This is a genomic window from Streptomyces sp. SID5464 (assembly GCF_009862985.1).
Taxonomy (GTDB): domain Bacteria; phylum Actinomycetota; class Actinomycetes; order Streptomycetales; family Streptomycetaceae; genus Streptomyces; species Streptomyces chartreusis_D.
Map to the genome: position 1 here is coordinate 67279 of NZ_WWIQ01000005.1, position 12161 is coordinate 79439.

The 12161-nt window shown below is 69.8% G+C and carries 7 protein-coding genes and 1 pseudogene; 6 read left to right on the forward strand and 2 right to left on the reverse strand.

Features of this window, described 5'->3' with window-relative positions; translation table 11 throughout:
• Both GTY47_RS05240 and GTY47_RS05245 read right to left on the reverse strand, forming a co-directional pair.
• Positions 1 to 200, reverse strand: a pseudogene (locus tag GTY47_RS05240) (alpha-L-arabinofuranosidase); the annotation flags it as partial.
• 70 nt (positions 201 to 270) lie between these two features.
• Positions 271 to 3825 (reverse strand): ThuA domain-containing protein, encoded by a 3555-nt coding sequence (locus GTY47_RS05245; protein ID WP_029180987.1) that lies wholly within the window; start codon positions 3823 to 3825, stop codon positions 271 to 273.
• 620 nt (positions 3826 to 4445) lie between these two features.
• Here GTY47_RS05245 and GTY47_RS05250 point away from each other — a divergent pair.
• The 6 genes from GTY47_RS05250 to GTY47_RS05275 form a co-directional block, all read left to right on the forward strand.
• Complete coding sequence (locus GTY47_RS05250) at positions 4446 to 5966, forward strand: sugar ABC transporter ATP-binding protein (RefSeq protein ID WP_010037404.1); 1521 nt, start codon at positions 4446 to 4448, stop codon at positions 5964 to 5966.
• Entirely contained in the window at positions 5963 to 6934 is a 972-nt protein-coding gene (locus GTY47_RS05255; protein ID WP_010037405.1) for an ABC transporter permease, read from the forward strand. The genes GTY47_RS05250 and GTY47_RS05255 overlap by 4 nt, the downstream gene beginning before the upstream one ends.
• Position 6935: 1 nt before the next feature.
• Complete coding sequence (locus GTY47_RS05260; protein WP_010037406.1) at positions 6936 to 7907, forward strand: ABC transporter permease; 972 nt, start codon at positions 6936 to 6938, stop codon at positions 7905 to 7907.
• 22 nt (positions 7908 to 7929) lie between these two features.
• The gene (locus GTY47_RS05265; protein WP_010037407.1) at positions 7930 to 9102 is read left to right on the forward strand and encodes a substrate-binding domain-containing protein; all 1173 of its coding nucleotides are present in this window, start codon (positions 7930 to 7932) and stop codon (positions 9100 to 9102) included.
• A 4-nt stretch (positions 9103 to 9106) separates the two neighbouring features.
• The gene (locus GTY47_RS05270) at positions 9107 to 9988 is read left to right on the forward strand and encodes a sugar phosphate isomerase/epimerase family protein (RefSeq protein ID WP_010037408.1); all 882 of its coding nucleotides are present in this window, start codon (positions 9107 to 9109) and stop codon (positions 9986 to 9988) included.
• Between the two features lie 128 nt (positions 9989 to 10116).
• A partial coding sequence (locus tag GTY47_RS05275; RefSeq protein WP_010037411.1) for a right-handed parallel beta-helix repeat-containing protein occupies positions 10117 to 12161 on the forward strand: 2045 nt, incomplete at its 3' end.

Consider the following 12161-nt stretch of genomic DNA (forward strand, 5'->3'; position numbering starts at 1 on the left):
TCCTGGAGCTGGGCCTGCGTGCCGTTGGTGGTGCCGGGGACGGTCAGGCAGCGGCCGGACTGCACGCCCACGACGGGGGCGCTCTGCCCGGGCTCGATCGGTGCCGCCACCGCGGTGGCGCCGACGGCGACAAGCGTCAGGGCGGTGCCCAGCGCGGACAGCCGTCCGTACCGGCGGGGCCGAGGTATCCGAAACACCATGGCGGTTCCTCACCTGTTCGTAGGGAGGGTGCCCGGCGCGCGACCGCGCCGGGCATCCCGTCCGGACGGGCTAGACGGCGGTGAACCGCCACTGCTGGTTGGTGCCGCTGTGGCAGCTCCACTGCAGGAGTCGTGCGCCGTCGGCCGTCGAGCCGCCGTTGACGTCCACGCACAGTCCACTGGGCACGCTCTTCACCGTGTACACACCCGCCGTGCCGGCCGGTGTGACGAGGAACTTCTGCGCGTTGCCGTTGTCGCAGGTGGACTGCTGCAGGAACGCGCCCTGGGCGGTGGATCCGCCCGTGACGGCGAGGCACTTGCCGCTGTGCAGCGCCTTGAGGTGGACGGCGCCGCCACCGGCGTCGACGGCCTGCCACTTCTGGTTGTTGCCGCCGGTGGCCGGCCACTGGACGATCTGGGCGTCGTCAGCGGTCGAGGCCTCGCTGACGTCCATGAACTTGCCGCTGTGCTGCGCCGCGACCGTCCACGTCCTTCCGGCCACGCCGCCACCGCCGCCGCTGCCCGGTTCGCCGACCCCGTCGCCGCCGAAGGTGAGCGAGTCGAGGTCGAACCAGTTGTTCGAGGTGCCCTTGAACACCAGGTAGAGCCGGTGCGAGCCGGCGAGATCGGCGGTGTTCACCGCCGACGTGGACTGGTAGGTGTTCCAGCCGCCGGTACTCGGCACCGGTGTCGTGGCCAGGAGCTTGCCGGTCGGTGAGTCGGCGCGCAGTTCGATCGATCCGCCGCCGCTCGGCGACGACAGGCGGTACTTCACGCTCGTGATGCCCGACAGGCTCATCGGTTTGAACGCGATCCAGTCGCCGTCGGAGATGTCGCCGACCCGCTTGCCGCTCTCCGCGCCGGCCTGCTCGACGATCTGCACACCCGACTGGTCCGTGTAGAACTCGGCCTGCTTGTGCTTGGGCTGGAGGATCACCTGGGCGTAGCCGGTGAGCGGGTTCGCACCGCCGGGGCCGCCGTCGTCGGTGTAGCGGGCGTTGAGGACGTAGTACAGGTTGGCGCCGTCGGGGTGCCCGCCCAGCAGCGTCGTGTCGATGGTGCCCGAGCAGCCCGGATGGTCCGTGGTCTCATGCTGGTGGTCGTCGTGGCCGAGGGCGGGGTTGACCAACACCTTGGCGCAGTCGATGGGCGCGCCGCCGGGGTCCGAGACGGACACCTTGTACGGGACACGGTCGCCGAAGTCCAGCATGCCGCCGTCGGACGGAAGGGTGAGGGTGACGATCGGTGCGGTGTTGCCCACGGTGATCGGCACGTTGGCGAAGGCCGTCCTGCCGGTGTTGTCGGTGACCTTGAGCTGGGCCGTGTAGTTGCCGTTGGTGGTGTAGGTGTGTGACGGGTTGGCCGCCGTGGACGTGGTGCCGTCGCCGAACGTCCAGTGGTAGCTGAGCGTGCTGCCGGGATCCGGGTCCGTGGACCCCGCGCTGCTGAACTGCACGTTCAGTGGCGCGTCCCCGTTGGTGGGCGTTCCGGTGGCTTTGGCGATCGGCGACCGTCCGCCGTGGTTGTAGTCGATGCGGTAGAGCCCCGAGTCGTTGTTGCCACCGGAGAAGTTGTTGCCCCATTCGAGCAGGTACAGCGAGCCGTCGGGCCCGAACTCCATGTCCATCGGCTTGAGGAACTTGGCGGCGGGCATGAAGGGGTTGGTCCGGGTGACCGCGGTCGCGGAGTCGAAGTGGACCTCCTTGACGGTGTGGCGCGACCACTCGTAGAAGAAGTGGACTCCGTCGTAGTAGGGCGGGAACTTCGTCTCGGACGGGTTCGCGGCGTTGTAGCGGTAGACCGGTCCGCCCATCGGCCCCGAGCCGCCGGAGCCGAGTTCGGGGAAGTTCGGCGAGACGCCGTAGCCGTACCACATGTTCGGCGCGACGATCGGCTTGAGGCTGGTCAGGCCGGTGTTGTTCGGCGAGTTGTTGACCGGCGCGTTGCAGTTGAACTTGGCTCCGACGACGCGGGTGTCCGGGTTGTAGGGCGCGTAGGCCTGGTTGTCGCCGTGGCAGAAGGGCCAGCCGTAGTTGCCCGGGGCCTTGATGACATTGAGTTCGACGAGCCCTTCGGGGCCGCGGTTGGTCGTGGGCGGGTTCCGGTCCGGGCCGTAGTCGGCGAGGTAGACCCAGCCGTTGTCCGGGTCGATCGAGAAGCGGAACGGGTTGCGGAAGCCCATCGCGTAGATCTCCGGCCGGGTCTGCGCCGTGCCCTGCGGGTAGAGGTTGCCGGCCGGGACGGTGTAGCCGCCGTCCGCCGACGGCCGGATGCGCAGGAGCTTGCCCCGCAGGTCGTTGGTGTTGCCGGCGGTGCGGGCGGCGTCGAGGTTGGCCTTGCCCGGCCGCCAGTCCAGCGGGGCGTAGCCCTGCCAGTTGGAGTCGAGGTTCGGCGGGACGTCGTCCCCGGTGCCGATGTACAGGTTTTTGTCGGGGCCGAACGCGATGTACCCGCCCGTGTGCCCGGGCTCGGCGAACGTGCGGTCCCGGGTCGCGGGGATGTCGATGATCGTCACCTGGCTCGACATGTTCAGGGTGTCGCCGGTGAGCGTGAACCGCGAGACCCGGTTGATGTCGTTCGGGACTCCGGCCGGGGAGTGATACAGGTACACGTAGCCGTTCTTGGCGAAGTCGGGGTCGAGCGCCAGCCCGGTGAGGCCGTCCTCGCCGCCGGTGTAGACGTTGAGCGTGGCGGCTGTCACGGTCTTGTTGGTGGTCGGTTTGAAGATCTTCACCTGCCCGCCCCGCTGGACGTAGAGCACCCGCCCGTCCGGGGCGACCGCGAGGGCCATCGGGTCCGCGGTGTTGTCGTCGAGGGTGCGCTTCTCGAAGTTGCTCCACACGGTGCCGCCGCAGTCGCCGGGCTCCTTGCCGGCCGCCCACTTGACGCCCCCGAGGACGTGGTTGCGGAAATGGGTCTCGCTGTAGGCCGCGCTGGTGTGCCCCATGCCGGTGGCCCACACGCGGCCGCCGCCGGTGTTGCGGCACCAGGAGATGGGGTGGTCCGGCCCCATGGCGCGGGGGCCCGGGTTGTACGTGCGCTCGTCCGCGGTGACCAGGACGTGGACGTCGCCGCGGGGGTTGCGGTCGAAGTTGTACCACTCCTCGCTGCGGTTCCAGCGGTCCGGCAGGCCGGCCGTCGACGGGTGTTTCTTGTCCGCGACGATCGCGGTGCCGGACAGCACGCCGGGGGAGTGCTCCGGCATGTGCGCGCCACCGTTGATGGTCTGGTCCCACCACGGGTACTCGTTCTCGATGCCCATGTCCGTGGCGTTGTGGATCGCGACGATGCCCTTGCCGCCGGCGAGGTAGCCCTCCACCGCCTGGCGTTGGGCGGCCGTGGTCCACACCATGCCCGAGGTCTGCAACATGATGAGCACGTCGAAGGTGGCGAGGTTCGCCGGGGTGAAGACGCTCGAGTCCTCGCTGTGGACCAGCTCGAAGTCGTTGGCCGCCGCCTGCTCCCGGAGCATCGTGAGGCCGGCGGGGATCGAATCGTGCCGATAGCCGGCCGTCTTCGTGAAGACCAGGGCTCGGAAGGCCGGCGCCGCTGACGCCGGTGGGGCGATGACGAGCGACAGGAGCACGCTCGCGATCGCCCCGAAGATTAATATGATGCGACGCATGCCGTCTCCTAGGTCGGCGGAGCAACGATGGCATGACCACGGGCACGCGCCGGCCGCACCTGAAGATGCGCCGGAGTGCCTGAGCGCGTCGTAGGCACGCGTATGCCGTCAGCTCGTCATCCCGTCCGCCGTGACGGGCAGTCAAGTCCCTACGGAAGAGATAGGGCGTCACGCCAGATGCGACCGTCTCCCGTGGTCTGCGGGCCAGCATGCAGCCGCCTATCGCAACAGTCAATATGGTTCGGGTGCGCCCGATTCCATAACACATTTTGCGCAGCAATCGTCGTGGTTCGGCGCGCGACTGTCGTCGGGCCGATTCCATAACACATTCTGCGAATCAATCTTCCTGGTGGGGTGCGCGACTCCGGACGGGCCCATTCGATAACAGATTTCGGTGTATCGACCGCCGTCGGCATATCGCCGGCCGGTGGGTATTGCCAGGCGCTCATGGAGGCATTTACCCTCGGGGCCGCGATGCCGCCATGGCGTCCGGCGAAAGTTCGCGGCCTATTCGACGATAGCTCGCGGGCGGGAGCTCTCATTCCCCGCCGGTCGTACCCGAACGCTTCAGCTATTGGTGACGCAATCCTGCTGACGACGCGAATGTAGAGGGTCCCACGATGTCTGGCCTGCCGCCGTCGCCGCTGCTCGCTCTGCGAGGCATCGGCAAATCGTTCCTCGGCGTGCGGGTGCTCGATGGCGTCGACCTCCAGGTCCGGCCGGGTGAGGTGCACGCGGTCGTCGGCGAGAACGGCGCCGGCAAGTCCACGCTCATGAAGGTGGTGTCCGGCGTCCACCAGCCCGACGAGGGAACGGTCGAGTTCGCCGGCGCACCGCGGACGTTCCGCAACCCGCGTGAGGCCCGACAGGCCGGTATCGGCACCGTCCACCAGGAGCTGACCCTGCTGCCGGAGCGCACCGTCGCGGAGAACGTCTGTCTGGGCCGCGAGCCCCTGCGTCGCGGGCTCGTCGACCGCAGGGCGATGCTCAGCCACACCGCGGAGCTCCTCGCCTCGATCGGGGAGGGCTCGTTAGCGCCCGACACCCGCGTGGGGCGACTCGGTGTGGCGCAACAACAGGTGGTCGAGATCGTCAAGGCGCTCGCCCTCGACGCGCGGCTGCTCATCATGGACGAGCCCACCGCGGCTCTCGCCGACCACGAGGTCGACCAGCTCTACGCGCTCGTACGGCGGCTGCAGGAGCAGGGGATCGGCGTGCTGTACGTCTCGCACCGCCTCAAGGAGGTCTTCGACCTGTCCAGCCGGATCACCGTGCTCAAGGACGGCCGGGCGGTGGCCACCTTGGACACCGCGGACGCCAGCGCCGATCAGCTGGTGCGCCACATGGTCGGCCGCGAGCTGTCGAGCTACTACCCCGACCCGGCGCAGCCGCAGGAGCTGGGCCCGGTGCGGCTGACCGTCCGCGGCGGAGGCAACCGGAAGCTGCGCGGCATCGACCTACGGCTGCGCGCCGGTGAGGTGCTCGGCGTCGGCGGCCTGCAAGGATCCGGCCGGTCGGCGCTGGCCCGCGCACTGTTCGGCGCCGCACCGTTCAGCACCGGCCGGGTGACCGTCGACGGAGCGCCGGTCCGGCTGCGCTCGCCCCGCGCCGCGATGCGGGCCGGTATCGCCTACGTCTCCGAGGACCGCAAGGGCGAGGGGATCGTCGCCGAGCAGTCGGTGCTCGACAACGCGCTGTTGGCCGCCCGCGCCGTCCGCGGCGTCCACCCGGGCGGGGGCGGCCGCGGTGCCCGGACCGCGCGGGTCCGGGAGCTGCTCGCGGCCGTCGACCTTCGCGCCGCCGGGGAGGACCAGGAGATCCGTTTCCTGTCCGGGGGCAACCAGCAGAAGGTCGTGCTGGCCAGGTGGCTCGCGCTAGCCCCGAGGATCCTGCTCTTCGACGAGCCGACCCGGGGCATCGACGTGGGCGCCAAGTCGGCGATCCACGACCTCGTCCGCCGGCTGGCCCGCGACGGCGCCGCCGTGCTGATGGTCTCGTCCGAGCTGCCCGAACTGCTCGGCATGAGCGACCGGGTCATCGTCATGCGCGACGGCCGGATCGCCGGCGAGCTGGTCGCCGGCGCGACGGAGGAGGATGTCATCGCCCTCGCGGTCGGCACCGTGGGGGAGGCGGCCGGATGAGCGCCGCGCCGTCCCTGCCGGCCCGGCGGACCCCGCCCGGCGTGTTCGTCGCCCTGGTCCTCACCCTGGCGATCGGTTGGCTCATCGTCACTCTCGACGGCGGCCGGCTGTTCAGCCTGCCGACGACGGTGAGCCTGCTGCACGTCGCCGCCGGTCTGGGCCTCGTCGCGGTCGGCCAGACCCTGGTCATCGTGGGGGGCTCGCTGGACCTGTCGGTGGCGTACGTGGTCAGCCTGAGCACCCTCGTCGCCGCCGAGACCATGGCCGGTGACGACGGTGCGCTGCTGACGGCGATCTGCCTGACGCTCGCCGTCAGCGCCACGATCGGCCTCGTCAACGGCCTGCTCGTCACCACGGCGCGGATCAACCCCTTCATCGCGACCGTCGGCGTCGGACTGCTGCTCAAGGGATACCTCGACAACGGATACGACGGCCCGGCCGGCAAGACCGCACCCGCCCTGGTGCAGGGCCTGGGGTACCAGCGAGTCGGCCCGGTGCCACTGTCGTTCCTGCTGCTGCTCGCCGTCGCCGCCGCGGCCTGGTTCGTGCTGACCCGCACCCGCTTCGGCCACCACCTGATCGCCGTGGGCGGTGACCCGGAGGTCGCCCGGCTCTCCGGCGTGCGGGGCACCCGGGTCCTCGTCACAGCCCATGTGCTGTGCGCCCTCTGCGCCGGCCTCGCCGGGGTCTACCTCGCCAGCCGGCTCGGCGCCGGCGCACCGAGGGTGGGCACCGAGGGATTCTACGACCTGGAGTCGATCGCCGCGGTGGTGCTCGGCGGCACCGCTCTCGCCGGCGGTCGCGGCGGCGTCGTCGGCACGGTCGGCGGTGTGCTGCTGCTCGCCAGCATCGACGCCATCTTCAACCAGCTCGAGGTCGACGTGTTCTTCAAGCAGGTGATCCGTGGCGTGATCATCATCGCGGCGGTCGCCGTCTATGCCCGCCGGGCGATGCGAAAGGCGTCCTAGCATGCGGATCGCACGCCCACATCGGCTCGTCACGTTCCGCTCCGGCGGTCTCGCACCGATCGTCGTGATCCTGGCGGTGCTGCTGGTTCTGCTGACCGCCCGCCAGCCGGACTTCCTCTCGCCGCCGTCGCTGATGTCGTTCCTCGGCCGCTCCGCGCCGGTCGTCCTGCTCGCCGCCGGCCAGTACTTCGTGATCGTCTCCGGCGAGCTGGACCTGTCCGTCGGCTCTCTGGTCACCGCGCAGGTGGTCGTCGCCGCCCGGCTGATCGACGGCGATTCGTCGGCCGGCTGGCCCGTCGTCGTGCTCCTGTTCGCGTTCGGCATCGCCGTCGGCCTCGTCAACGGTTTCGTCACCACACGGCTGCGGGTGCCGTCGTTCATCACGACCCTCGGGATGTTCCTGATCCTCGTCGGTGCCGTGTACCTGTGGTCCGACGGTGCCCCGAAGGGCGGCCTCTCCGAGGAGTTCCGCCGGCTCGGCCGGTCGGCGTTCGAGGACGTGCCCGCGCTGGGCCGGATACCGTACGCCCTGGTCGTCCTGCTGGTGGCGGCCGCCGCGGCGCTGGTGCTGACCCGTTCGGACTTCGGCCGCACCCTGGTCGCCGTCGGCGGCAACCCGCGGACCGCCGAGCTGAGCGGCGTGCGCGTGTGGCGCGCCAAGACCACGGCGTTCGTCCTCAGCGGGCTCGCCGCCACGCTCGCGGCAGTCCTCATCGGCGGGTACAGCGGGGTGTCGTTCCAGGCCGGTGCCGGCCTGGAGTTCGGCGCGATCACCGCGGCGGTCCTCGGCGGTGTCGCGCTGGGCGGGGGCCGCGGTTCGGTCGTCGGCGCGATGCTGGGCGCGCTGACCCTCGAGACGCTCTTCACGCTCATGAACTTCTACGGCGTCTCCGGCGCCCTCGAACCGACCGTCCAGGGCGCGATCATCCTGTTCGCCGTGGCGGCGGCGTCCTTCCGTGTCCCGTCCAGATAAAGGGGATTCAGTGAGGCATTCCATGACGGTGCTGGCCGTGAGCGCCTTACTGGTGCTGGCCGGCTGCTCCACGGACGAGCCCACCACCGGCGCATCGGGTTCGCCCACCGCGGGCACCGGGTCGGGCACCGGCAAGCAGTCGAAGTTCTTCGTGCAGGCCGACTACGACGAGCAGCTCGCGCTCCTGGACGCCGCGCCCACCGGGCCGGCCGGCAAGCCCTGGGAACAGGCGCTCAATCCGGAGATGGTGGAGACCGCGAAGTTCAAGAAGCCCGGACCGTACAAGATCTGCTTCTCCAACGCGGGGCTGAACAACCCCTGGCGCCAGGTCGGTTTCAAGACCATGCAGGCCGAGGTCGACACGCACCGCGGCCGGATCTCCGAGTTCGTCCACGTCGACGCCGAAGCCAAGGACCAGAAGCAGATCGCCGACATCAACGACCTCCTCGGCAAGGGCTGCCACGCGCTCATCGTCTCGCCGAACACCACCGCGACGCTCACCCCGGCCGTGGAGGCCGCCTGCGAGAAGGGCCTGCCGGTCATCGTCTTCGACCGCGGTGTCGACACGACCTGCCCGGTGACGTTCATCAACCCGATCGGCGGCTACGGATTCGGCCACGTCGCGGCGGAGTTCGTCACCCGGAAGATGAAGAAGGGCGGCAAGGTGCTCGCGCTGCGCATCCTGCCCGGCGTCGACGTGCTGGAGACCCGCTGGTCCGCGGCGAAGGTCGCCTTCGACAAGGCGGGCGTCGACGTCGTCGGCGTCGAGTTCACCGACGGCGACCCGGCCAGGACGAAGAAGATCGTCAACGACTACATCCAGCGGTACGGCACGATCGACGGCGTCTGGATGGACGCCGGGGCGGTCGCGGGCGCGGCGGTCGAGGCGTTCGAGGACGCCGGCAAGCCCGTGCCGCCGATCAACGGCGAGGACCAGCTCGACTTCCTGAAGCTGTGGAAGGACAAGAAGCTCACGGCGATCGCCCCCACCTACCCGACCTACCAGTGGCGCACCCCGGTCATCGCCGCGCTGAAGATCCTCGACGGCGAGCGGGTGCCGAACCCGTGGAAGCTGCCCCAGCCGACCATCACCCAGGACAACCTGGACGAGTACGTCGACCCCAGCATGCCGCCGCTGCACTACGCGATGTGCGGCTGCACCGACCTGCCCGGCTACCCGAAGCGCTGGAAGTAGGCCGGTGTACACCATCGGTGTCAACCCGTGGGTCTGGGCCTCGCCGGTCGACGACGAGGCCATGGCCGAACTGGTGCCGCGGATCGCCGCGTTCGGGTTCGACGCGGTCGAGCTGCCGATCGAGCGACCCGGCGACTGGGACCCGGCCCGCACCCGGGACCTGCTGGCGGCGCACGGCCTGCGCGCGGTCGGCGTCTGTGCGGTCACCTCGCCCGGGCGTGACCTCGTGAACGCCCCGCCGGAGGCCGTCGCCTCCACTGTGGCGTACCTGAAGACGTGTGTGGACAGTGCGGTGGCCGTCGGCGCGCCCTGCGTCGGCGGCCCGGTCTACGCCGCGGTGGGGCGGACCTGGCGCATGTCACCGCTTGAGCGCGCGGCCTGCTACGCGGACGTCCGGCGCGCCCTGCGGCCCGTGGCCGACCACGCGGGGGAGCGGGGCGTGAGCATCGGCGTGGAGGCCCTCAACCGCTATGAGACGAGCGTCGTCAACACCGTCGAGCAGGCGGTGGAGCTGATCGACGGTCTGCCCGCGAACGTCGGTCTCATGATCGACACCTATCACATGAACATCGAGGAGGCCGATCCCTACGAGGCGCTCGTCGCGGCTGGTCCGCACATCAAGCACGTCCAGGTCAGCGGCACCGACCGCGGCGCCCCGGGCGCCGACCACTTCGACTGGCCACGCTTCCTCGCCGGCCTGGCCACGACCGGCTACGGCGGCGCGCTGTGCATCGAGTCGTTCACCGCGCGGAACGAGGCCATCGCCACGGCGGCCTCGATCTGGCGGCCGCTCGCCCCGTCGCAGGACTCCCTCGCCCGTGACGGGCTGTCCTACCTCCGAACCGTCCTCCGCGGACTGGAAAACGCTCCCTCGAACGGGTCATAGGGGTCGCTGTGCCGCTCGCGCCGCCATCCCCTTCGGGCCGGGAACCCCCGGAACCGCCAAAAGGAGACAGGATGTTCACACCTCTCACGATAGGAAGGCGGCTTCTGGCCGGAGCCGCCACAGTCGGTTTGACCGCGACCGCCGTGGTGGCGTTCCCCGCGCCCGCGTCCGCGGCTCCCCGCACCGTGTACGTCTCGCCGTCCGGCACCGGCACCGACTGTTCCAGCGAGCGGCCGTGCTCACTGACAGGCGCGCAGGCGGCGGTGCGAGCACTCAACGACGCCATGTCGGACGACATCGTGGTGCAGTTGGCCGACGGTGTGTACCGACTGGCCCAGCCCTTCCGGCTGACGGCGGAGGACTCCGGCTCAGGCGGTCACAAGGTCGTGTGGCGGGCCGCCCCGTCCGCGCGTCCGGTGATCACCGGTGCCCGGGCGGTCACCGGCTGGTCGGTGGCCGACGCGGCCAGGAACATCTGGAAGGCCGACGTGCCCGCCGGTCTCGACGCCCGGCAGCTCTATGTCGACGGCGCCGTCGCCACCCGGGCACGCACCCAGGTCAACAGGGCCGATTTCACGGCCTCCAGCGCCGGAATGAGGTTCTCGAGCGGTGCGCTGAGCTATCTGAACAACCTGGCCGACCAGAGCCGGATCGAGGTGGAGGGCGTCAACTCCTTCACCGACCGGTACTCGCCGGTACAGAGCATCAGGGACAACTTCATCACGATGCAGCAGCCGGCGTGGAACAACAACAACTTCGGCTACGACACCCTCATGCGGCCACACCGGGCCGGTCCGTTCTACCTGTCCAACGCCTACGAGTTCCTGGACTCGCCCGGCGAGTGGTACCTCAACCCCAGGGCCGGAACCTTGTACTACATCCCCCGGGCCGGGCAGAACATGAGCACCGCCGACGTGGAACTGCCGACGCTGCAGTCGCTGGTGAACGTCGGTGGCACGTACAGCGAGCCGGCGCACCACATCACGTTCAGCGGGATCACCTTCACCGGTACGAGCTGGCTGGGCCCCAGCAGCAACCAGGGTTACGTGGACCAGCAGACCGGCGCGTACATCTCCGGCAACTGGAACTGGCCGGGCTTCGACTCCTGCCACAACGGCTGCACGCAGTTCGAGGCCGCCCGGCCGCACTGGCAGCAGATGCCGGCCGCCGTGCAGGTCTCCGCCGCCAACACCATCACCTTCAGCGACTCCCGGTTCGTCAACCTGGGCCAGACGGCCATCGGCATCGGCAATGACGCGGGCGCCCACGCCAGCGGTGTCGGCCTGGGCGCCGCCGACATCACGGTGACCCGGTCGGAGATCGCCCGGAGCTCAGCCGGCGGCATCCTCGTGGGCGGTGTGCGCGCCGACGCCCACCACCCCGGCGACCAGCGCATGGTCAACAGGGACATCACGATCAGCGACAACCGCATCCATGACCTCGGCGCGGACTACCGGGGTGTCGTCTCCGTCCTGACCACGTACGTCACCAACAGCCTCGTCGCCCGGAACGAGGTCTACAACATGCCGTACTCCGGCATGTCGATCGGGTACGGCTGGGGCGCCAACGACGCGGGCGGCAGCAACCACTACGCCAACCGAGGCCTGTACAACTACCAGCCGCGCTACACGACGCCGACCACCGCGTCCAACAACCGGCTCATCGGCAACTACATCCACGACGTCATGCAGCAGATGAACGACGGCGGCTGCATCTACACGCTCGGATGGAACCCGGGCGCGCAGATCAGCCGGAACTACTGCCTGCGGACCAACGGGTACTTCGGGGTGTACTTCGACGAGGGCTCGAAGTACTACAAGGCCACCAACAACGTCTTCTCGAACACCGGTACGTGGGCGACGGCCAATTACTGGGGTGGCGAGAACATGGGGAACTGGACCGTCACCGACAACTGGTCGACCAACGGCAGCACGAACGTGACCAACGGGGACCGCGGCAACGTGGTCTCCGGCAATGTGACGGTCACCAACGGCAACTGGCCTTCCGGCGCCCAGGACGTGATGGCGTCCGCCGGACCGCAGGACACCACCCCACCGCCGACGACGCCCCAGCAGATCGTGGGCGCGCAGTCCGGCCGCTGCCTGACCGTTCCCGGCACCACCAACGGCGCGCAGGCCCAACTCCAGGACTGCACCGGCGCGGCCGGCCAGAC

Bases quoted from the DNA above. Each gene is read 5' to 3' on its own strand.
- GTY47_RS05265 (WP_010037407.1), top strand. From the start codon at position 7,930: ATGACGGTGCTGGCCGTGAGCGCCTTACTGGTGCTGGCCGGCTGCTCC.
- GTY47_RS05250 (WP_010037404.1), top strand. From the start codon at position 4,446: ATGTCTGGCCTGCCGCCGTCGCCGCTGCTCGCTCTGCGAGGCATCGGC.
- GTY47_RS05255 (WP_010037405.1), top strand. From the start codon at position 5,963: ATGAGCGCCGCGCCGTCCCTGCCGGCCCGGCGGACCCCGCCCGGCGTG.
- GTY47_RS05260 (WP_010037406.1), top strand. From the start codon at position 6,936: ATGCGGATCGCACGCCCACATCGGCTCGTCACGTTCCGCTCCGGCGGT.
- GTY47_RS05245 (WP_029180987.1), bottom strand. From the start codon at position 3,825: ATGCGTCGCATCATATTAATCTTCGGGGCGATCGCGAGCGTGCTCCTG.